Raw genomic sequence first — 23,077 nt, forward strand, 5'->3', positions numbered from 1 at the left:
TAAATAAAATTAAAATAAAATAAAATCATTAAAAAAATTAAAACAACTTTTAAGTAAAGCTTACTGATATAATTTCTAGCATTGTTTTAGAAAATTATTGTCGCTATGCTGATAAAAAAACTTATTTCTACTTTGCTTTTTACATCAATACCTTTTTACTGCTTTGCCGAGCTTCCCCAAGACTCAAGAAGACCCGGTGGAATTGCAGTCGTTCCATTAACTGCCGATATTACTCAGGTCACTTTTCAACAGAAACCAGTTTTAATTAGTCAAGAAGGTCATCAACGTTATGCTGTAGTAGGTATTCCATTATCTACACCACTTGGCAGTGTTCAACTCAATACCAATAAAGCGCCTATTCCAATAGAAGTTAAGTCTTATCCTTATGCTGAGCAACGGATTAAAGTCAATAACCAAGACTATGTGAACCCTAATCAAAGTCAGTTAGATCGTTATGCTCAAGAAGCGAAAGAACAAAATGAAGTTTATAACTCTTTCACATCAAGTTCATGGCAAAGCTTACCCAAATTTATACGTCCCACTTCAGGGAAATTTACCAATTCTTTTGGAAGAAAACGCTTTTTTAATGGTGAAGAACGTGCACCTCACTCAGGTCTTGATATTCCAGCCCCTGTAGGTCAAAAAGTAATTGCACCAGCAGATGGCGTGGTCGTTCAGACAGGAAACTATTTCTTTAATGGCCAAACTGTATTAATTGATCACGGCCAAGGCCTAGTCAGCATGTTTTGCCATTTAAGCTCAATCAAAGTAGAGAAAGGCCAACATATCCGCCAAGGAGAAACATTAGGTTTAGTAGGCAAAACAGGACGCGTGACAGGCCCTCATTTACATTGGGGCATGAGTCTTAATAATGCTCGGGTAGATCCGCAGCTTTTTCTAAATACACCTCGTTAATTTAAAGCCTTACGAAAATACTTTGGTGCTTCAACATAACCTTCTTTTAGATAAAATTGATGTGCCAAAGGTCTTTGTATTCCTGAATGCAACTCCATTCGATCACAACCACGCTGCTTAGCTAGACGCTCTGCTTCTTGCATAAGCAAATGCCCCACTCCTTTACGACGTATATTCTGATCAACGCACAAATAGCAGATTTTGGCAAAATCTCCTTTTAAGGCAATTTGCGGAATAAAATAGAGAGACAAAACTCCATACACATGCGAATCAACGGCTGCGACCAATGTAATTGCATTGGGATCTTCACTTAACTTTTGAAATTGTTCCTGAACCAATCCTAAAGGCTGCGAGTATCCCATTTGCTCCAGCAAGTGACATATGGCCTCGGTATCTTGCGACTGTGCTAAACGGATATTCATCCAATATTCTCCTTAATATTTTTTGAATTATTCTTATCACAAAAAAAGCCAACATCACTGTTAGCTTTTCTTTTTCAGGCATTCATATGAAATTATGCAGCTTCAATAATCTCAAAATCGTGAGTAATTTCTACACCACCATCAGAAAGCATTTTACTCGCTGAACAATATTTTTCAGCTGATAGCTCTACTGCCTTTGCAACCTGTTTTTCTTTGACAGCTTTACCTGTTACCACAAAGTGCAAATGAATTTTTGTGAAAACCGCTGGAATTGCATCGGCACGCTCAGCTTTAAGCTGACATACGACATTCATCACATCTTGACGAGATTTCTTCAAAATCGTCACAATATCAAACGAAGCACACCCACCAAGTCCCATTAATAGCAATTCCATAGGACGTGGTCCACGGTTTTCACCACCATACTCAGGTGAGCCATCCATGATGACACTATGTCCACTATCCGATTTCGCTTCAAAAGCAACATTCTCTAGCCAATGTACACTTGTTTGCATTGCAACTACCCAAAAAAAATTATAAATTTAAGCAGGGTCTGTTGACATTTCATCTATGGATTGCGTAATAGCTAAAAATTAATTCAAATAAAAACGCAAAACACAGACAAGGGCAATCCTTTGTCCAGTTTTGTAATAAAATTTGTTAAATTTCAGCCAAAATCTGAGGTGTGATTTAAGCATCTTAGAAGCAGCGCAAGACCAGATTTTTTGTGCGTTTCGTTGTTAAGCTCTATTTATTTAGAATGACTAAATTCCATAGTTCTTGCTTCGTAACGTCTAGAAAAATCGTCTTATGTCGCAACCATCTGTGAAATGTCAACAGGCCCTTGTTTTGTACACTAACATAAAATGAGTTGATAAGGAATTTCATCTCTTCTGTGTAATAGCTCATCTCGAGCCTGTGTGAATTGTTTACCCTATTCGGAACATATCAAGCATGACTTCAAATTTTTCACAACTCAGCACAGATGCTTTATCTCCGGGGCAACTACCTGAATCCGTTAAAGCATTGTTAAAGCGTGCTCACATCAACAGATATCCAAAACGAACCACAATTGTTGATGCCGGAACAGAGTCAAAATCTTTATATTTAATTTTAAAAGGCTCAGTTTCAATTATTTTGCGTGAAGACGACGAACGTGAAATTGTTGTGGCATATTTGAATCCTGGTGACTTCTTTGGGGAAATGGGGCTTTTCGAACCGAACCCTCAACGTACAGCTGAAGTCCGTACTCGTGATGTTTGTGAAATTGCTGAAATTTCATATGACAACTTCCACGAACTGAGCAAGCAGTATCCAGATCTTAGCTATGCCGTTTTTGCGCAACTTGTTCGTCGCTTAAAAAATACAACTCGCAAAATGACTGACCTTGCGTTCATTGACGTATCTGGTCGTATTGCTCGTTGCTTAATCGACTTATCTTCACAGCCAGAAGCAATGATCTTGCCGAATGGTCGTCAGATTCGTATCACTCGCCAAGAAATTGGACGTATTGTTGGATGTTCACGCGAGATGGTTGGTCGTGTATTGAAGACTTTAGAAGATCAAGGCATGATCCAAACTGATGGTAAAGCCATTCTCATTTTTGATGCTTCATTAGAAGAAAATTCAGTCACTGATGAAGACTATGATGATGAAGAATAAGTAATTACAATGATTTAATAAAAAGCAAACTTCGGTTTGCTTTTTTTATATGCAACAATGAGTTAATACACAAAACTTACAAACTATTCTAATTTTATGATTTAAGTTGAATACATATTTGCGATTAGGCTAACTCAAATTTCTCAAGGATTTCGATATATGCAATTTAACTCGCTTGGACACACTGGCATTAACCTTCCAGAAATTTGCTTAGGTACCATGACATTTGGTGAGCAAAACACTCAGCAAGAGGCTTTCGAACAACTCAATTATGCTTTAGAGCACGGTCTTTATTTTTGGGATACAGCAGAGATGTATTCTGTACCCCCAAAACCAGAAACATATGGCGCTACTGAAACTATATTAGGTCATTGGTTTGCACAGCATGGTCAACGCGACAAAGTATTCCTTGCTTCAAAAATTGCAGGTCCTGGCTTTGGTGGAACTCATATTCGAGAAGGCCATACCAAGTTCAATAGTGACCATATCTCACAAGCACTTGATGGCTCACTTAAACGATTACAAACTGATTATATTGATCTCTACCAACTGCACTGGCCTGAGCGTCATACTAACTTCTTTGGAACGCTCGCTTATGGCAATCAACAAGCACAAAATGATTATGACACGACACCCTTAGAAGAAACTTTACTTGCCCTTCAAAAAGAAATTAATCGTGGACGTATCCGTTATATCGGTTTGTCTAACGAAACACCTTGGGGCACCATGAAGTTTTTACAACTCGCTGAAAATTTAGGAGTAAGTAAATTTGTAAGTGTCCAAAATCCATATAGCCTGCTTAATCGTACTTATGAAATAGGTATGTCTGAGATTGCTAAATATGAAGGTGTAGGATTACTTGCTTACTCTCCTCTGGCTTTTGGTTATTTAACTGGAAAGTTTAGAAATGGGGCACGACCTGAGAATGCTCGCGTTACTCTATTTCCACGTTTCAGTCGTTATAGCAATGCACAAAGTGAATGGGCAACTGAACAATATGCACAACTCGCTGAAAAGCATGGTTTAAGCCTGACTCAATTGGCTCTAGCGTTTATTAAGCAGCAGTTCTTTATAACAAGTACAATTATTGGTGCGACCAACTTAGATCAGCTCAAAGAAAATATTCAGGCTTTTGAAATCGAGCTTTCACCTGAAATTTTACAAGGCATTGAAGCTATTCATATACAACAGCCTAACCCCGCTCCTTAAAATAAAAAACGGATGCTTAAGCATCCGTTTTTATATGAACTGAAAGTTTTAAAACTTACTTACGACCATTATAAATCGCTAATGCAGCAGGTAAGTTTTTACGCATATCATTAATACGCTGTGAGTTAGATGGGTGAGTCGATAAGAATGATGAACCACCAGCACCTTCAAGCTTGTTCATTTTTTCCCATAATGTAATAGCTGCATTTGGATTATACCCAGCACGGGCCATTAACATTAAGCCACCTTGGTCAGCACGGCTTTCTAAACTTCGTGAATATGGTAAGCCTACACCCACTTGCGAGCCTAACTGAGCAGCAGCAGTACCAAGCTGCCCCACATTATTACCCGCATAGCTTAATCCAATGCCTAAAGCTAAATCAGTGAGAGCTTGAGCACCAATTTTACTTTTCGCATGTTCTTCTAAAGCATGCGTCATTTCATGGCCCATAACAGCTGCAATTTCGGCATCGGTCAGGTTCAATTTATTGACGATGCCTGTATAGAACACCACCTTGCCACCTGGTGCAACGTAAGCGTTAACCGTATCTGATTTCAGTACAGCCAACTGCCAACTAAATGGCTGACCTGTTTGGTTCATTTGGTTCGCATAAGGTCTCAAACGGTTAAAAACAGCATTAATACGGCTATAGGTACTTGAACTTGTATCTAAAGTCCCTTTACCACGCGCTTCCTGCACCATTTGATTAAAACCTTGTGCAGATTGCGCATTTAGTGTTGCTGTATCTGCACCAGCCATGTCTGCTACTGTTGCACAACCAGAGATTGTTACCACACTCGCAGCACATAAACTTAACAAGAGTTTTTTATTCATCAACATGGATCACCTAAATCGTTAAAAAAACTGTTTATTCTTTTGCACTAATTATAAGAAATAGCACACAAGCTTTGAATGTCTCATTTCTTCACGATCATAGTATTTATGTAAAGATCAAGTCGATAAAGTCATCAAATAAATCCAGAAAATTAAACAAATTATGTTTAAGCCCAAATATACATGACTTAAGGTCTTAACTTTTTCCTCAAGAGTAGGACTTTTCCTTTTCCACAGCAAATAGCTATTTTGTATGAGTACGACAGGAATGAGCACACATGCGAACAATACGGACAAACTCATAAAGGCTGTCATAAAGAAATCTTGATTATAATTTTGCCCATAGATGACTAACATTGCTAATGTAGGCGAACCACCAATAGCAAACAAAAAAGAATAAAACATCGTTTTTGAAATAGCTGGCTGTAGTTTCATTTGAGTTCATCATCCATGATATAACCTATGTCTATGTTGTAATCTGAATTAGACAAAACAGAAACTGCACTTTAGTCGGATATAAAAAAAGCCCCCTTTTCAGGAGGCTTTTATCATCTTTGCGAATTAAGCAGAGAACGGATGACGTAAAACAATTGTTTCTGCGCGGTCTGGACCAGTTGAAACGATATCAATCGGACATTCGATTAATTGTTCAATACGTTTCACATAAGCCAAAGCATTTGCAGGTAATTGGTCAATGCTAGTTAAACCAACAGTTGACTCGCTCCAACCCGGCATAGTTTCATAAATTGGTTTCAAGCATTCAAAAGAAACCGCATCAGAAGAGCCTACGCAACCTGAATCAGTATTTTCATAACCTACACAGATTTTTACTTCTTCTAAACCATCTAAAACGTCAAGTTTAGTTAAGCAAATACCTGAAAGTGAGTTAACGTCTACAGAACGACGTAGGATTTCGGCATCAAACCAACCACAACGACGTTGACGACCAGTAGAAGCACCAAATTCATGACCTACAGTACCGAGGTGTTTGCCAATTGCATCACCAGAGTCAGTTGCAGCATCGTAAACCAATTCAGTTGGGAATGGTCCAGCACCTACACGTGTTGTATAAGCTTTAGTAATACCTAATACATAATCAAGATGTAAAGGACCCATACCAGAACCCGAGCTTACACCACCAGCCGTTGTATTTGAGCTAGTCACATACGGGTAAGTACCGTGGTCGATGTCTAGAAGTGAGCCTTGAGCTCCTTCAAACATCACAGCTTTACCTTCTTTACGGTAGTCATGCAATACTTTAGTCACGTCAATAACTAATGGAGCAAGAACTTCACGCCATTGGTTGCAAAGAGCCAATACATCTTCAAATTTAACAGCTTCTACACCGTAGAACTGAGTTAACTGGAAGTTATGTAACTCAAGCATTTCTTGAAGTTTCTCTTCTAGCGCTGCACCACCACGAACAAGGTCAGCAACACGCACTGCACGGCGAGCTACTTTGTCTTCGTACGCAGGGCCGATACCACGACCTGTAGTACCAATTTTAGCGTTACCACGTTTCTTCTCACGAGCCTGATCAAGAGCAATGTGGTTAGGCAAAATAAGTGGACAGTTTGGAGAAATGCGTAGACGTTCCTTAACTGGAACACCTTCAGCTTCCAAAATTCCCATTTCTTCAATTAGTGCTGCTGGTGAAAGCACCACGCCATTACCAATTAAGCACAATACGTTTTCACGTAAAATGCCTGATGGAATGAGGTGCAATACAGTCTTTTTACCACCTACGACAAGAGTATGACCTGCGTTATGTCCGCCTTGATAACGTACTACCGCAGCCGCTTGATCTGTGAGCAGGTCGACGATTTTACCTTTACCTTCGTCGCCCCATTGGGTACCAAGTACCACAACATTTTTGCCCATAATAGCCTCATTACATCATGCTGTTAAAATTGGAAACCATCAGTAAAATACTGTTGGCGTTTAAATCTTTTCAATATTCCATTGTCCATTTTGCAACACCAATTGATGTGTGGCATATGGAATAGAAGTTAAATCATCATTACCTAACAATTGAACCACGCGTAAGCCTTGTGAACGTGCATTTGCAATCGCTTTAAGCAAATCTGTATCTGTACCTTTAGGTGCAACTACTGTTTCAATCTCAGCGAATTGATTTGCACCTAATGCATATAAATCACAACTAAAACCAGTAGCAGGACGCGCACGACCAAAGTGCTCACCAATACCGTCATAGCGACCACCCTGAGCTAAAGGTGCAGCACGGTTTGGTGCATAAACTGCATACATCAAACCAGTGTGATAGTGGTAGCTACGAAGTTCAACAACGTCAATTCCGACGTTCAGTGCTGGCCAACGATTTTTAATTTGGTCAAGTGTTGTTTTAAGTGCGTCTAATGCTGCTTTAAATTCAGCATCTTGTAATATGTTTGCACTTAAATTTGCCTGTAGTGCATCTAAATCACTTGAATAGCGGCCAAGCGCATAAAAATCAGAACCCATATTTAGGTTTTGAGTAAATTCTGCTAACTCTGGCAATGCTTTTCTTTGGTATAGATCAGACAGCTCATGTTCTTCATTTTTTGACAGACCAGCGTACTTTACTAGACTACGGAACAAACCTACATGGCCCAAATCTAGATGAGCGCCTTGTAAAGTATAAATGTTCTCAATTAGCCCCAGCATAACATCGACCATTTCGACGTCAGCTTCGATACTATCGTGGCCATATAGCTCTGCACCCAATTGCAAAGGTGCACGAGTCGCATTGAAATTTTGTGGTTTTGTATGTAATACAGTCCCTGCATAACAGTAACGTGCAACACCTTCAACGGGTCTTACATGTGCATCAATACGTGCAACTTGCGGTGTCATGTCAGCACGGATGCCAAGTAAACGGCCTGAAAGCTGGTCAATGACTTTAAAGGTTACTAAATCCAAGTCTTGATTTAATTCTGATAATGAAGACAACGATTCGATGTATTCGATAAATGGTGTATATACCAGTTGATAACCTCTTACTGCGAGGAAATCGATAGCTTCACGGCGAAGTTTTTCAATGACTTGCGCCTGTTCCGGCAATACATCTGCTACCCCGTCAGGCAGCAACCATGTCTCTGAAATGGTCATATTTCAAGCCTAAAATCTGATCAACGTGGAACGACCCCACATAAAAAAATCGGGAACACACCCGATTTCTCTTAGTGTAGCATGATACTTTGTGCCATGCACCTTACAATTTGCATAAATCTTTCTGAATAAACTCTAAAGTCAAAAATAAGATTTAAACAATTAACAATAACATTCAATATCTTACTGCGCTTTGCTTAAAGCATACTCAAAATTTCTTCGACCAAAGAATGGGCCAATATCTGAACTATCGCCTGGCTGCCAGTTAACTAAAGTTAATCTTTGAATAGCTTGAGCTGCTTGAGTATTAAAAGCAAAGCAACCTTTTTCAAGATTTGCGATTTTTAACTTTTGTCTGAAAGCAGTTAATGAATGCGTATTATTAAGCGGGTTATCATCGACAGAATACAGATGAGACTTCTCATAGGCCAAACTTATATCAGCATCCCATAAACTGCTTGATATAAAATCCATAGAAGCAGACTGGTCATTATTATTTCCCAGCGCACTTTGAATATCCCCTGTTTCCAAGTTTTCTAAAACAGTTAAGTTATAGCCATACCACTGCGAGTTTAGAAGCCTAAAATACTTTTTATCTGTACCTAAGTTATTATATTTTTCGCCGATTGACTGTTTTTTCTCACTAAACGAAGGATTTGAATTAAAACTAGATATATAAGAAATATAAGATTGATTCCATTGAGTTTCTTTTAAACGATAGCAATAGCTACCTTTTGGGAAGGTAACATTTTTATAATTTCGATAGAAGTCAATTAAACTTTTATCAAGCTGATTATGAAGTCCTGTATCTAAATTCTTATTTTCTTTATAGCCAGGCAATACTCGATCAAAGATTTTTTCACCATCTATTTTAACAATTTCAAAATTTAAGTTTTGTTTTAAACTTGGTGTTAGCTCATAAGTCCAACTGCTCGGTGTTAACCTTTTTACAATGTTTGTTTGTAGTGTCCCCTTATTTAAAACTTTCTGTTCTGTTAAAAGTTCTTTTTCTAGTGGTTGGTTATGTGACTTTGCAAAAAATATTTCATTATTTTGAATAGGATATTTAGCTATTTCAAAATAATCACTATAAATACCTGAAGAAATATCAGAAGATTGATAATAAACTTGATAAATCGCGGTATCTTTTTCTAAATTACTGTCAGTTTGACCATTCGTATCTTGATCCGAACCCTCACCAGTACATGCAGTTAAAATAATAGTAGATGTGATAATTAAAAAACCACTTATTCTTTTTGAGTTAAATTTCATATGAACTCTATAGTTAAAATTTTAATGTTTGCGAATCATACAAATAGAAATAGTTACATACAACACCAAAACTAAATTTTTATTTTCGATTAGAGATTTATATTAACCATAAAAAAAGGATATTAAGTTAACTTAATATCCTTAAAATATTTAAATATATATTCAAAAAGAATTGCACAAATCTAATAATCGATTTGCATAACCCCATTCGTTATCGTACCAAGCAAATACTTTAGCTTGATGCCCCACAACCATAGTTTGAGTTAAATCAACAATAAGTGAATAAGGTGAATGATTAAAATCGCTTGAAACTAGCGGTTCATCAGTTACTGCCATAATTTCTGCATAATCTGTTTGAGAAGCTTTAATCAGCAATTCATTAATATGATGAACAGTAATTGGTGATTGTGCGATAAACGTTAAATCAATTGCAGCCACATTAATAGTAGGAACTCGAATTGAGTAGCCATCAATACGGTCTTCCATTTTCGGCATTACACGTTTTAATGCGCCAAGTGCACTAGACGTAGTGGGAATAATATTTTGCCCAGAAGCTCTAGCACGACGTAAATCACGATGTGCGTGATCAAGTACAGACTGGTCTGCTGTTACTGCATGAATTTCGGTCATGAGCGCAGTTTCAATACCAAATGCATCATCAATAATTTTTACTAATGGCACTAAAGCCTGCGTAGTACATGACACACTAGATATGATTTGATCAGTTGCTTTTACATCGGCATGGTTAACACCATAGACAATTGCAGCATCGACATGGTCAAAAGGTGCTGCCCCAATAATGACCCGCTTCGCCCCTGCCTCTAGGTGGCGTGTTGCATCAGCATGAGAACGGAACAATCCAGTACATTCGAGTACAACATCAATTTGCAAGCTTGCCCACGGTAAAAGTTCTGGTTGTTTTTGCTGAAGAACTTCAACTTTCAGATTTCGCTGGTTTGATTGAATATTTAAATAAATCTTTTCATTTTCAATCGCTATGTCAACTTTGCCATTAAAACGGCCATGGGTTGTATCATATTTAAATAAATGCACTAGTGTTTGTACATCTGCTATATCGTTAATCGCCACGATTTCAAAATGAAATTGTTTCGGGCTTTCAAACCAAGCACGTAAAACATTACGTCCAATCCGGCCAAACCCATTAATGGCGATACGTTGCATGACCTATCCTTATCTACAAAACCAGAAACGAAAGAAGGCATATAGTAAAACACGTGAAGGCTAATTGAATATAGATTTTTAGCCAAATCACAGTTTTGTAAGATATTCCCTCTAAAATCGTTGGTTCGGTGGGGTTTTTCCGTTACAATTTAGCGTTTTTTAAAAATAAGCCCCGTATCACATGCAAGATTTGTGAACAAACAAACTTGTAGTGATGCTTTTAGCCAAATTCGAAAATATGGAGTGACTTGGTTGTGAGTACTCGTTTAATGACATCTGCTGAAATTCGTGAAGCATTTTTGCGCTACTTTGAAACGCAAGGGCATACACGTGTCGCGTCGAGTTCTCTTGTTCCTGCCAACGACCCAACTTTATTATTTACAAATGCTGGGATGAACCAGTTTAAAGACTGTTTTTTAGGTCTTGAGAAACGTGACTATGTACGTGCCACAACATCACAAAAATGTGTACGTGCAGGCGGTAAACATAACGATTTAGATAACGTCGGCTATACAGCTCGTCACCATACATTCTTTGAAATGTTAGGTAACTTCTCATTTGGTGACTATTTCAAACGTGATGCGCTTAATTTTGCTTGGGAATTTTTAACCAGCGAACAATGGCTTGCTTTACCGAAAGACCGCCTATATGTAACGGTTTATCACACCGATGACGAAGCTTACGACATCTGGAATAAAGAAATTGGTTTAGCACCAGAACGTATTATCCGTATTGGTGATAACAAAGGCGAAAAATACGCTTCAGATAACTTCTGGGCAATGGGTGATACTGGTCCATGTGGTCCATGTTCTGAAATTTTCTTTGACCACGGTGATCACATTTGGGGTGGTTTACCTGGCTCTCCTGAAGAAGATGGCGACCGTTTCATTGAAATCTGGAACAACGTTTTCATGCAGTTTAACCGTACTGCTGATGGCGTACTTCACCCTCTTCCAGCTCCATCTGTAGATACAGGTATGGGCTTAGAGCGTATTTCTGCTGTATTGCAGCATGTTAATTCAAACTATGACATTGACCTGTTCCAACACTTATTAAAAGCTGCTGCAAACATTATTGGTATTGAAGACGAAGGTCAGCCTTCTTTACGTGTTGTTGCAGACCATGCACGTTCTTGCTGTTTCTTAATTGCTGATGGTGTAAACCCAAGCAATGAAGGCCGTGGCTATGTACTTCGTCGTATTATCCGTCGTGCTGTGCGTCATGGTAACAAGCTTGGTGCAACTGGTACGTTCTTCTACAAAATGTTGCAGCCTTTAATCGAAGTTATGGGTGATGCGTACCCAGAACTTGCAGCGCGCAAAGATGTTATTGAAGCAACTTTAATTCGTGAAGAAGAACAGTTTGCTAAAACACTTGAGCAAGGTTTAAAACTACTTGAAGGTGAACTTGCTCAGTTAAAAGACAAAACTATTCCTGGTGCGACTGTATTTAAACTTTACGATACTTACGGCTTCCCAACAGACTTAACTGCTGATATTGCACGTGAACGTGGCTTTATTATTGATGAAGCTGGTTTTGAAGTTGAAATGGCTGCACAACGTCAACGTGCGCGTGACGCTGGTAAGTTTGCAGTTGACTATAACAACATTGTAAAAGTCGAAGGCGAAACTCAGTTCGACGGTTATATCAACACAACTGGTCAAGGCGAAATTGTAGCGATCTATAAAGATGGCGTACAAGTTGATGAAGTTTCTGAAGGTGACGAAGCTCTTATCGTTTTAAACCAAACTCCTTTCTATGCAGAAAGTGGTGGTCAGATTGGTGATACGGGTATCTTCAAAAACGAAACTGGTATTTTTGAAGTTCAAGACACCAAAAAGTCAGGCGGTGCTTTTGTTCATCAAGGTATTGTGACTGTTGGTAACCTCAAAGCAAATCAAAATGTAGAAGCGATTGTTAAAGCAGATATTCGTGAAGCTACTGCGCGCAACCACTCAGCTACTCACTTGTTACATGCTGCCCTTCGTCAAATCTTAGGTTCACATGTACAACAAAAAGGTTCTTTAGTTGCAAGCGACATCTTACGTTTTGACTTTGCAAATGACCAACCTGTTTCATTTGAACAATTACAACAAGTTGAACGTCTCGTAAATGCTGAAGTTATTGCCAACACTCCAGTAACGACTGAACTTCTCGACATTGAAGCTGCGAAAGCAAAAGGCGCAATGATGTTGTTCGGTGAAAAATATGGTGATGAAGTACGTGTACTTTCTATGGGTTCAGTCATTGATGAGAAAAACTTCTCAATCGAACTTTGTGGTGGTATTCACGTAAAACGTACAGGTGATATTGGTTTATTCAAAATCACTTCTGAAGGTGGTGTAGCTGCTGGTGTACGTCGTATTGAAGCAGTAACTGGTACTAAAGCGCTAGAAGTGGTACAAAAAGCTGACAACGATATTCAGCACATTAATAGCTTACTAAAAGCACAGAAAGACCAAACAGTTGAGCGTGTTCAAGCTAATGTGGAATTGGTTTCTGCATTACAAAAGCAGATTGAACAACTCAACCAAAAATTGGCAAACTTCCAAGCAGCTGACTTGATTGATCAGGTACAAACGATTGCTGATCGTCAAACGCTTATCACTACTGTTCAAGGTGTTGATGCAAAAGCGCTTCGCAACTTGCATGACAGTGTGAAATCAAAATTAGAGAATGCAGTGATTGTGTTAGCAGGTGTAGAGGGTGACAAAGTCAGCCTGCTTGCATCAGTCGCGTCGCAATACACTGCGAATCTAAAAGCAGGTGACATCATCAAACATCTAGCAACTGAGTTAGGTGGTAAAGGTGGTGGTAAACCTGACTTAGCACAAGGTGGCGCGCCACTTAACGAGAAGTTTGGACAAGTTATTGCAGCATTGCCTGCTTGGCTTGAACAAAAATAAGACTTCACTTTTTGTGTAACTGACCCTGAAAAGCCTCTCAGGGTCATGGCTTATATGGAACAACTATGGCATTAATCGTTCAAAAATATGGCGGTACTTCTATGGGTACCCCCGAGCGCATTTTAAATGTTGCTCGTCGTGTGAAGCGTTGGCATGATCACGGTCACAAGGTTGTTGTGGTCGTATCTGCAATGAGTGGTGAAACAAACCGCTTACTTGCCCTCGCTAAAGCCATTACCGAAACACCTGACCCACGTGAGTTAGACCAAATGGTTTCAACCGGTGAACAGGTGACGATTTCCATGTTAGCTATGGCACTTAATTCGATTGGTGTGGAAGCTAAATCCTATACCGGACGTCAAGTCGGTATTAAAACTGACAGTGCATTTACCAAGGCGCGTATCGAGTCTATTGATACAGATGTCATGACCAATGACCTAGATGCAGGCCGTGTTATTGTGGTTGCTGGTTTCCAAGGCTTTGATGCAAATGGAAATACCACAACACTAGGCCGAGGTGGTTCAGATACTTCTGGTGTTGCTCTTGCTGCTGCTTTAAAAGCTGACGAATGTCAGATCTATACCGATGTAGATGGCGTTTACACCACTGACCCTCGTGTTGCTCCTAAAGCCAAAAAAATCGACCGTATTTCTTTTGAAGAAATGCTAGAAATGGCATCATTAGGTTCTAAAGTTTTACAAATTCGCTCAGTAGAGTTTGCCGGGAAATATCAAGTTCCTTTACGTGTATTATCAAGCTTTGATAATGACAACGATGGCGTTTTTGACGACGAATTTAAAGAAAATGTAGGTACACTCATTACGACTGAGGCGGAAGACAATATGGAACAGCCAATCATTGCAGGTATTGCTTTTAACCGTGACGAAGCAAAATTAACGATTTTAGGTGTGCCTGATGAACCAGGTATTGCTTCTAAAATCTTATCACCAGTAAGTGATGCCAATATCGAAGTCGATATGATAGTGCAAAATGTTGAAGAAGATGGCACAACAGATTTCACTTTCACTGTAAACCGTGTTGATTTAGCGAAAGCTGAAAAAATCTTAAACGAAACTGCTAAAAATATTGGCGCGCGTGAAGTTTCAACACGTGATGATATCGTTAAAGTATCTATCGTTGGTGTTGGTATGCGTTCACACGCAGGTGTAGCGAGCAAAATGTTCACTGCCCTTGCTGATGAAGGCATTAACATCCTTATGATTTCAACTTCTGAAATTAAAGTTTCTGTCATTATTGATGAGAAATACCTTGAACTTGCAGTTCGTTGCCTACATACCGCATTTGGTTTAGATCGCGAACATGGTGAAAGCAGCGCCCGCGCTTAATTTTACCAAACGGTCAAGAATTCATTAAAAAATGTTTACTTGTCCGACAATAATCAAAGAAAACACAGAGCCGCTATAGTTTTTTTTATAGCGGCTCTGTTATATTAAACGGAAAGTTTTTTGGCAGTGATTATCAAAATATGACTTTGTTCTCATATTTCTGTTAGAATCTGACTGAAAACTGAGGTTGAGCTTTTATTTGGGTACCAATATTGCAGTTTTAAGCGTTTAGCAAGGAGATAAACATGCTGATTCTGACCCGCCGTGTCGGGGAAACATTAATGATTGGGGATCAAGTCAGTGTTACTGTGCTTGGCGTCAAAGGAAACCAGGTTCGAATTGGTGTGAATGCGCCAAAAGAGGTTTCTGTTCATCGCGAAGAAATTTATCAACGTATTCAACATGAACGTGCAATGCATGAACACCTTCAACATCTTGATCAAGATTATCAAGTTTCATATGAAGATGATAATTATGCACAGAAAAACTTCAATCGTTAGTATGAAGTTATTCTCTCCCTAATTAAAGCGACTTTCTAGTCGCTTTAAATTTTTTTGGGAGTATATAAATTTATAGACCTAATGCACGTTTAACCGGTGCATAACTACGACGGTGTTGATCGATCACCCCGTGAGCTGCAATCGCTTCAAAGTGTGCTTTTGTTGGATAGCCTTTATGTTTGGCAAATCCAAATAATGGATACTGTTGATCTAATTCTGCCATTTGGCGATCACGTGTGACTTTTGCCAAGATACTGGCAGCACTAATTTCGGCGTGGCTCGCATCTCCACCAACAATTGCTTCACAAGGAATAATAATTCCTTTGGGAATTTGGTTGCCATCTACAATAACTTTTTCAGGCAGTGTTTTAAGGCCGTCCACTGCTCGCTTCATTGCTAGAAATGTTGCTTGTAGGATATTTAACTCATCAATTTCTGCATGCGTCGCTTCCGCAATTGACCATGCTAAAGCTTTTTCCTGAATTTCAATAAACAACTTTTCACGTTTTTTTTCAGTTAATTTTTTAGAATCGTTTAGTCCTAAAATCGGATTTTCCGGATCTAAAATAACAGCTGCGGCAACAACCGACCCCACTAATGGGCCTCGCCCCGCCTCATCTACGCCTGCAACGAACATGTATACTCCAATGAAAAAAAGAGGCTGATCAATATGAATCAGCCTTCTTTGAAAATTAAATTATTAGTTACTTTTGTAAAGCTTCAGCCACGCAAGCATTTACAGTATTAGAAACGACTTGGGTTACTATTGTTGCACGTGCAGCTGGGTCAAGTGCAGCAGTAGCCAAATCAACTGCAGTAACACTGTTTGGTGCCTTTTCACTTACGCAGCCACAAACATTAGTTTGAATACTATCACGTTGTTCAGCCGTCATAAGCTTTGTTGCTGTTTTCCATGCAGGAACATTATTAATTTCTGTAATACATTTCGCATTTACAGCAACTTTCAATGCAGCCATACCTAACTGTTGAGTTGTAGTTTCTGCAGAACCTGCTCCAGGCGTGGTTGCACATGCAGTTAAAGCCAAAACAACTGGTGCCACAGCAAGCATCAATTTTTTCATCATTTTTCCTTTGATCGAACGTAAGCAGCGCGTATTTTGCCTAAACTCGTGCTTAGAAGAAACAAATAAATTGATGCATTTATGCAATCTAATTTTCCTATACTCCAGTTTGATTTAATCATGTGCTTCAGCTAAAGCGTTCTGTTTATAGTACGCTCCGTTACGAGAACAACATTTCTCAAAAATACTGCTTTACCATAAAATCTAGCGCTAAAATGACAAAAATTAGGGTCTTTTATGCCTGCCTCATCCTCTCAATACTACACCCGTACTGCACAGATTTTGCATTGGGTTATGGCAATCATTTTCATTACGGCTTGGGTGATTGGTTTCTACAGTGGAAATTTTTTAAGTTACGACACTAGTACCATTAAAGGTGATGTCATTACACTGCATAAAAACATTGCCACAACCATTATCTTTTTAGTGGTTATTCGCCTTTTCTGGCGTTACACCCATCCAGCACCAAAGTTGCCTGACACCATGTCACCAACAATGAAAACTTTGGCTCACATTGGACATTTATTACTCTATGTGATTTTAGTGGCGCTACCTATTACTGGCTGTTTATTTAGCTGGAGTGCAGACCACCCTGCTCCAGTTTTATATTTATTTGATATTCCACGTTTAGTTCAAAAAAATGATGAACTTTTAGCTATCGTTAAACCATTACATATTTATATTTCATGGTTTGCAGGCCTGCTTATTGTTGGACATGTTCTGGCAGCTTTAAAACATCACTTTGTGGATAAAGACAATGTTTTAAACAGCATAACCAAACAACCTAAATAAATTCAATATTAAAAAAACCGCCTATTAAAGGCGGTTTTTTTATTTAGATTTCTTGGATTTCTGAAATCCACTTTTGTTTTTCTTCATCTGAAATGAAAGAAGCTTCAAAAGAGTTAATTGCGAGTTGCTTCAACTCATCATTACTTAAATCTAAGGCTTGCTGAATAGCAACGAAGTTATCATTCATATATCCCCCAAAATATGAAGGATCATCCGAGTTAACAGTCACGTGTACGCCTTTTTGCAACAGACGACGGATATTGTGATCTTTCATATCCTTAACAACACATAGCTTTAAGTTACTTAAAGGGCAAACGGTTAATGGCATTTTTTCATTAATTAAACGAGCCATTAATTGTTCGTCTTCTTCAGAACGCACGCCGTGGTCAATACGGTTTACTTTAAGCAAGTCCAAAGCTTCCCATACATATTCAGGTGGACCTTCTTCGCCTGCGTGAGCCACGATTAAGAAGCCTTCTTCACGTGCCTTAGCAAAAACACGTTCAAATTTAGCTGGCGGATGCCCTACTTCACTTGAATCAAGCCCTACGGCAATAATGTCTTCTTTAAACGGTAAAGCTTGCTCAAGCGTTTCAAATGCAGCTTCTTCGCTTAAATGACGCAAGAAACACATAATGAGCTGAGAGCTAATACCAAATTTAGCTTTTGCATCAGCACATGCACGTTTAAGCCCATTGATTACTGTCGCAAAAGCAACACCACGGTCAGTATGGGTTTGCGGGTCAAAGAACATTTCTGTATGAACGACACGATCTTCTGCACATTTCTCAAAATATGCCCATGCTAAATCATAAAAATCTTGCTCATGAACAAGAACATTTGCACCAGCATAGTAAATATCTAGAAATGATTGAAGATTATGAAAGTTATAAGCTTGCTTTACTTCTTCAACAGATTTGTAAGGAATCTGAATCTGATTACGCTGTGCAATAGCAAACATTAATTCAGGTTCAAATGTCCCTTCAATATGCACATGCAACTCGGCTTTTGGTAAGGCCTGAATCAGCTCGACTTGATTCATATTAACTCCACATCTAAAGAAAAAAGGGTGTAGTAACACACCCTTCAATAACTTCCTTCTTATATAACGATTACGAAATATAGTTCTAGAAGGAAATTATAAAAAATCGTATTAACCGCCAAAAGCGATAAATTTAAATACCCAAAGAGCAGCAATAATCCACACCATGTATGGAACAGTTTTTGCCTTACCTGTGAATAGTTTAACTAATGCATAGCTGATAAAGCCCATTGCAATACCATCTGCAATTGAGTACGCGAATGGCATAAATACAATCGTTAAAAAGGCTGGAACAGCTTCTGTAATATCATCCCAATCAATGTGCGTGATCCCTTGGATCATAAGTACACCGATAAATAATAAAGCTGGGGCTGTTGCAAAACCTGGCACAGATTGAGCAAGAGGAGCTAAAAATAAACAGCAGATAAATAAAACAGCGACAACGACTGCAGTTAAACCAGTACGTCCACCTGCTGCTACACCTGAAGCTGATTCGATATATGGCGTAGTTGATGAAGTACCCAATGCAGCACCAGCAACAATAGCCGTAGAGTCAGCAAATAATGCTTTTTTCAAACGTGGTAATTTACCATCTTTTAAAAGCCCTGCGCGGTGTGAAACGCCAACCAAAGTACCCGTACTGTCAAACAAGTCAACAATGAAGAATACGAAGATGACACCGACCATACTTGCAGTAAACAGGCCTTTAAAATCCATTTGCATGAATGTTGGTGCAATTGAAGGGATTTGACCTACTACACCTTTAAATTGATTCAAGCCTAAAGCGGTCGCAATTGCTGTAACGACTAAAATACTAATAATGATGGCACCGCGAACTTTAAGCTGATGTAAAACTACAATCAGTAAAAATCCAAATAAAGCCAACAACACTGTAGGTTGTTTAATATCACCCAAACCTACCAATGTCGCTTGATTGGCAACAATAATGCCGGCATTTTTTAGCGCAATAAGTGCAAGGAATAAACCAATACCCCCGCCTATCGCAAATTTAAGCGACATTGGAATTGCATTGACAATCGCTTCACGAACTTTAAAAAAGCTAATAGCAAGAAAGACAATTCCTGAAACAAAAACAGCTGCTAAAGCCGTCTGCCATGGCACTCCCATGCCCATACATACCGAATAGGTAAAATAAGCGTTAAGCCCCATGCCCGGTGCCAATGCAATTGGATAATTGGCAATAATACCCATCACTAAACAACCGATTGCTGCCGCCAAACAGGTTGCAACGAATACGGCGCCATGATCCATGCCGGTTTCAGATAAAATGAGTGGATTGACAATGATGATGTAACACATCGTTAAAAACGTAGTTACACCAGCAAGAACTTCTGTTCGAAACGTGGTTTTATTGTCGCTTAACTTAAATAAACGCTCTAACCAGCCTGCCGAAGAATTGGGCGCCGCCATAAGTAGCCTCTATGCAAAATCTGAGCTGTGGAATATGTACTTCTATGTAGGTATCTGAGCAATCTTGTTTTTCTGATCAGATCTCTAAACAAAAACCTCAAATAGATGAAGCAACAAATATGCCACTCATTTGAATTTTGATTTCATACATAGAAAATAGACACAGCCCCTCTTGAAACACAAAAAAGCTGCATAACCCCTATGCAGCTTTTTTACTATACGTTAAATAAGTTTAACAGATTCAATCGCAACATGATCAAAATTTATGAAAAGATATGACCAATGACAGTCTTTTTTAAAGCAAGTTACAACAACAGTTTTGACTAGAAAAAAACTTTTTTATCACTGAGATAGTTTTGCAAAGTATAAGAAGCTAAATTGCTATGACTAACACGGTTAGGATTTCGCTCAATCGTTTGCAAGTTTTTTTCTGCTTCTTGAATAATTCGCATAAGTTCTTGGTGTTTTTTATTTTGGCTATCTAAATACGCCCAATACCCTAATACAAACACGATACTCACACACAACACTATTAATACTTTATTGATCATTATTATTATCTCTATGTTTTTAATGTTAATGATCTTAACAAAAAATAACCAGTTTGTGAATACTTTCACATTTATTTACAATAATTACCAATAACTCAAGCTATTGATATAAAAAATGTTTTCTAATTTACAATTTTAAAAAAGCTTAAAAAGAAAACTTTTCACTTAAAAATTCATTTTTAAAAATCACTATATTTTTTTATTAAAAACTTATATACACTGCTTTCCCTCTTTTATTTTTAAGTATATTTAAATTTATTTTTCAATTTAACTTCACTATATTATTGATTGAATTTTAATTTATTTATTCAATTCCCAGATAATAAAAAGCCCATTTCAATCAATCAAAATGGGCTTTTATAAATTAATTAACCGACAATTTCTTCAACTTTAGGTTTTGCCTTTATCAAATCAGCCTCATACACCACTTCATATTCTTCTAACTTTAAATGTTTTAAACGCTGTCTAAGTTTTTTCAAAGACCATGGCCATGCGGCAAAATTACGGCCATTAGCATCGAGATAGTAACTTTTACATCCGCCACTATTAAATACAGTGGTTTGCAGATGTTTTTGTACAAGCTCATTATGCTTTTTAATCACTTCTGACTTAACGGAAAGTTTAGCAATCCCCTTTGCCTTCATTTGTAGCAAACCATCAACAATATATTGCAGTTGTGCTTCAGCAAGACCAATAAAGGAGTCGTAAACCAACACATTAGGTCCTAGCATAAGAAATGCATTCGGCACATTTTCAATATTGGTACCTAAGTAAGCTTCTGGTGAAGAGTCTTTCCAAAGATCAGCCAAACATTGTCCTTGCTCATTGTGTACACGTTTACCAATTGGTGGATGAGACACTTCAAAACCCGTGCCCCAAATAATCACATCAACTTCGTGACGTTCACCATTGGCAGCAATAACAGTATTGCCTTCAACTTTAACCAGACCATGTGGAATAAGTGTAGTGTTAGATGCCTGTAACGCTGGATAGTAGTTATTGGCAAATAAAATACGTTTACAGCCAATATCAAAATTAGGTGTTACGTTTTGACGTAGAACCGGATCTTTAATTTGCAACTTTAATAGTTGTTTCGCAGCAAAATTGACAGGCTTTAAAGCTTTTGGATTGCGTAAGCCAAAATTAATGACATTTAAAGTACCCGCCACAGTCTGTCGCCAAGTCGCTTGAATAGCTGGATACTTAGCAATGACGGATTTACTTAACTCACCCAAGTCGGTATCTGGTTTTGGCAGTACCCAAGGTGCTGTACGTTGGAACACAAACAGCTCTTTTGCTTTAGGTTGGATTTGTGGCACAAACTGGATGGCAGATGCACCAGTACCAATCACGGCAATGCGTTTACCAGTTAAATCATAATCATGGTTCCATTTCGCTGAATGGAACATTTCACCAGTAAAAGTATCTAAACCCTCAAGACGTGGTATCTGAGCTTCAGTAATTGGACCAGTAGCAAATAGGACTGTTTTAGCGATATATAAACCAGAGCTTGTCTCGAGTTTCCAGACATTTTCTAGACTGTCCCATTCTGCTTTTAATAGTTCAGTATTAAATTCAATTAAGGATTCAATATCAAACTCACGGCTTACATCTTCTAAGTAACTTAAGATTTCCGGTTGGCGTGCAAATAAGTGACTCCATTTTGCACTTGGCGCAAAGGAGTAAGAATAAAGCGATGATGGAACATCACAACCACAACCCGGATACGTGTTTTCACGCCAAGTACCACCGACGCGGCTCGCTTTTTCAATAATTTTAAAATTGGTTAAGCCTGCTTCATTTAGCTTAATTGCAGCAGCTAAGCCAGAAATACCTGCACCGACAATAAAAGTGTCATAAATATGTGCAACTTCTTGGGTTTTACGTGTACGCGTATTTGTTCTAGGTTTAGTGACCATAATTTTTCTGCCTATACAAAATTTTATTTAAATAGCTGATACGAAAGCCCAAGGAACTTTGCATATAGGGTTGGAGACGTTCTTTTCATAAGCCAGAATAATTTGGCATCGATCTGTGGCGTGGTATAGAGCTGCCCTCGATCTAATCGGTTCAATGTTAACGTTGCAACTGCGTCACTGGTGGTCATGGCATAATTCATGAGTGCATGATCTGCAAGTTTTGAATAGCGCCCTGGAATACGACCATTTTTAATGATATTGGTCGGAACCAAAGTCGGGCACAGCACATTCACTTTAATATTGAATTTGCGAAGCTCAGCTGAAAGGGTTTCTGATAATGCCAATACACCCGCTTTCGTTACGTTATAGACACTCATTTCTGGTGCTGCTGTATAAGACGCAGCTGAAGCTACATTAATAATTGCGCCGTAACCTAATTTTTTGAGCTTTGGCACAAATGCATGACAACCATGAATAACACCCCATAGGTTTACGTGCATACACCACTTCCAGTCTTCCAAACTCATTTCATCAAATTTGCCGCCTAGACCTACGCCAGCATTATTAATAATCAGTGTTACCGGATGCTCTAATAATTGCTCTGCTTGATCAGCCAAAACCTGTACTTGTTCTGCTTGTCCAACATCGCACTTGACTGCAAAAGCTTTTTGTCCAAGCTGTTCAACTAACTTTACGGTTTCTTCAGCAGCTTCTAAATTAATATCTGCACATACCACGTTGCCACCGCGGTTTGCCAATTCAAGTGCAAAGCTACGGCCAATTCCACTACCTGCCCCTGTCACAACAGCATATGCGTTTCGACTCGGCTGGTCTTTCTTACCAAATAGAATCATAATAAATCCTAAAAAATTTTAGGGAGACGACAGTAATTTAGGTATTACT

22 protein-coding genes are annotated in these 23,077 nt (G+C 38.6%); 7 read left to right on the top strand and 15 right to left on the bottom strand.

Going from position 1 to position 23,077, the window contains the following annotated elements; translation table 11 throughout:
• The first annotated feature begins 105 nt into the window (after positions 1–105).
• Positions 106–915, top strand: coding sequence for a peptidoglycan DD-metalloendopeptidase family protein (locus tag AC056_RS02065; RefSeq protein ID WP_077162588.1), 810 nt, complete (start codon positions 106–108; stop codon positions 913–915).
• Here the strand turns inward: AC056_RS02065 and AC056_RS02070 are convergent.
• Both AC056_RS02070 and AC056_RS02075 read right to left on the bottom strand, forming a co-directional pair.
• Entirely contained in the window at positions 912–1,337 is a 426-nt protein-coding gene (locus AC056_RS02070; protein WP_077162589.1) for a GNAT family N-acetyltransferase, read from the bottom strand. The genes AC056_RS02065 and AC056_RS02070 overlap by 4 nt on opposite strands.
• Before the next feature lie 92 nt (positions 1,338–1,429).
• The gene (locus tag AC056_RS02075) at positions 1,430–1,852 is read right to left on the bottom strand and encodes an OsmC family protein (RefSeq protein ID WP_077162590.1); all 423 of its coding nucleotides are present in this window, start codon (positions 1,850–1,852) and stop codon (positions 1,430–1,432) included.
• Positions 1,853–2,291: 439 nt separating this feature from the next.
• On the opposite strand from AC056_RS02075, the gene crp reads away from it, so the two are divergent.
• Together crp and AC056_RS02085 are read left to right on the top strand one after the other, a co-directional pair.
• On the top strand, positions 2,292–2,999 hold the full coding sequence (gene crp / locus AC056_RS02080) for a cAMP-activated global transcriptional regulator CRP (RefSeq protein WP_004702771.1): 708 nt from the start codon (positions 2,292–2,294) through the stop codon (positions 2,997–2,999).
• A 159-nt stretch (positions 3,000–3,158) separates the two neighbouring features.
• On the top strand, positions 3,159–4,208 hold the full coding sequence (locus AC056_RS02085) for an NADP(H)-dependent aldo-keto reductase (protein ID WP_039253871.1): 1,050 nt from the start codon (positions 3,159–3,161) through the stop codon (positions 4,206–4,208).
• Positions 4,209–4,263: 55 nt separating this feature from the next.
• Here the strand turns inward: AC056_RS02085 and AC056_RS02090 are convergent, their stop codons facing one another.
• The 6 genes from AC056_RS02090 to AC056_RS02115 form a co-directional block, all read right to left on the bottom strand.
• Entirely contained in the window at positions 4,264–5,043 is a 780-nt protein-coding gene (locus tag AC056_RS02090; RefSeq protein ID WP_031944517.1) for a M48 family metallopeptidase, read from the bottom strand.
• 117 nt (positions 5,044–5,160) lie between these two features.
• Positions 5,161–5,478: a hypothetical protein gene (locus tag AC056_RS02095; protein WP_004702777.1), complete on the bottom strand. Its 318-nt coding sequence runs from the start codon at positions 5,476–5,478 to the stop codon at positions 5,161–5,163.
• 126 nt (positions 5,479–5,604) lie between these two features.
• Positions 5,605–6,924: an adenylosuccinate synthase gene (locus AC056_RS02100; RefSeq protein ID WP_004702779.1), complete on the bottom strand. Its 1,320-nt coding sequence runs from the start codon at positions 6,922–6,924 to the stop codon at positions 5,605–5,607.
• A 60-nt stretch (positions 6,925–6,984) separates the two neighbouring features.
• Entirely contained in the window at positions 6,985–8,151 is a 1,167-nt protein-coding gene (locus AC056_RS02105; protein ID WP_019458153.1) for an ATP phosphoribosyltransferase regulatory subunit, read from the bottom strand.
• Between the two features lie 183 nt (positions 8,152–8,334).
• Positions 8,335–9,423 (bottom strand): hypothetical protein, encoded by a 1,089-nt coding sequence (locus tag AC056_RS02110; RefSeq protein WP_039253867.1) that lies wholly within the window; start codon positions 9,421–9,423, stop codon positions 8,335–8,337.
• Positions 9,424–9,585: 162 nt separating this feature from the next.
• Positions 9,586–10,605: a type I glyceraldehyde-3-phosphate dehydrogenase gene (locus tag AC056_RS02115; protein WP_004702784.1), complete on the bottom strand. Its 1,020-nt coding sequence runs from the start codon at positions 10,603–10,605 to the stop codon at positions 9,586–9,588.
• Positions 10,606–10,874: 269 nt separating this feature from the next.
• Here AC056_RS02115 and alaS point away from each other — a divergent pair, with 269 nt between their 5' ends.
• From alaS to csrA, 3 genes are all read left to right on the top strand, one after another.
• Positions 10,875–13,511, top strand: coding sequence for an alanine--tRNA ligase (gene alaS, locus AC056_RS02120; RefSeq protein WP_025465194.1), 2,637 nt, complete (start codon positions 10,875–10,877; stop codon positions 13,509–13,511).
• Positions 13,512–13,576: 65 nt separating this feature from the next.
• On the top strand, positions 13,577–14,857 hold the full coding sequence (locus AC056_RS02125; RefSeq protein ID WP_004702788.1) for an aspartate kinase: 1,281 nt from the start codon (positions 13,577–13,579) through the stop codon (positions 14,855–14,857).
• Between the two features lie 245 nt (positions 14,858–15,102).
• On the top strand, positions 15,103–15,357 hold the full coding sequence (gene csrA / locus AC056_RS02130) for a carbon storage regulator CsrA (protein WP_000906487.1): 255 nt from the start codon (positions 15,103–15,105) through the stop codon (positions 15,355–15,357).
• 70 nt (positions 15,358–15,427) lie between these two features.
• Here csrA and rnhB read toward each other — a convergent pair whose 3' ends face one another.
• Together rnhB and AC056_RS02140 are read right to left on the bottom strand one after the other, a co-directional pair.
• A complete protein-coding gene (gene rnhB / locus AC056_RS02135; protein WP_004702791.1) occupies positions 15,428–15,994 on the bottom strand; it encodes a ribonuclease HII in 567 nt (188 codons plus the stop codon).
• A 67-nt stretch (positions 15,995–16,061) separates the two neighbouring features.
• Positions 16,062–16,439, bottom strand: coding sequence for a hypothetical protein (locus tag AC056_RS02140; protein WP_004702793.1), 378 nt, complete (start codon positions 16,437–16,439; stop codon positions 16,062–16,064).
• 237 nt (positions 16,440–16,676) lie between these two features.
• Here AC056_RS02140 and AC056_RS02145 point away from each other — a divergent pair, with 237 nt between their 5' ends.
• Positions 16,677–17,231 carry a cytochrome b gene (locus AC056_RS02145; RefSeq protein ID WP_077162591.1) on the top strand — a complete coding sequence of 185 codons (555 nt, stop codon included), beginning with the start codon at positions 16,677–16,679 and terminating at the stop codon, positions 17,229–17,231.
• Positions 17,232–17,274: 43 nt separating this feature from the next.
• Here AC056_RS02145 and AC056_RS02150 read toward each other — a convergent pair whose 3' ends face one another.
• The 5 genes from AC056_RS02150 to AC056_RS02170 all read right to left on the bottom strand — a co-directional run bounded on the left by AC056_RS02150 (position 17,275) and on the right by AC056_RS02170 (position 23,028).
• On the bottom strand, positions 17,275–18,273 hold the full coding sequence (locus AC056_RS02150; RefSeq protein WP_077162592.1) for an adenosine deaminase: 999 nt from the start codon (positions 18,271–18,273) through the stop codon (positions 17,275–17,277).
• 111 nt (positions 18,274–18,384) lie between these two features.
• Positions 18,385–19,704: an NCS2 family permease gene (locus tag AC056_RS02155; protein ID WP_004702799.1), complete on the bottom strand. Its 1,320-nt coding sequence runs from the start codon at positions 19,702–19,704 to the stop codon at positions 18,385–18,387.
• 323 nt (positions 19,705–20,027) lie between these two features.
• Positions 20,028–20,255 carry a hypothetical protein gene (locus tag AC056_RS02160; protein WP_004702801.1) on the bottom strand — a complete coding sequence of 76 codons (228 nt, stop codon included), beginning with the start codon at positions 20,253–20,255 and terminating at the stop codon, positions 20,028–20,030.
• A 368-nt stretch (positions 20,256–20,623) separates the two neighbouring features.
• A complete protein-coding gene (locus tag AC056_RS02165) occupies positions 20,624–22,174 on the bottom strand; it encodes a flavin-containing monooxygenase (RefSeq protein WP_077162593.1) in 1,551 nt (516 codons plus the stop codon).
• A 23-nt stretch (positions 22,175–22,197) separates the two neighbouring features.
• Positions 22,198–23,028 carry an SDR family NAD(P)-dependent oxidoreductase gene (locus AC056_RS02170; RefSeq protein WP_077162594.1) on the bottom strand — a complete coding sequence of 277 codons (831 nt, stop codon included), beginning with the start codon at positions 23,026–23,028 and terminating at the stop codon, positions 22,198–22,200.
• Positions 23,029–23,077 lie beyond the last annotated feature (49 nt).

The sequence above is a fragment of the Acinetobacter genomosp. 33YU genome (assembly GCF_001990725.1).
In the GTDB taxonomy this organism is placed as follows: domain Bacteria; phylum Pseudomonadota; class Gammaproteobacteria; order Pseudomonadales; family Moraxellaceae; genus Acinetobacter; species Acinetobacter seifertii.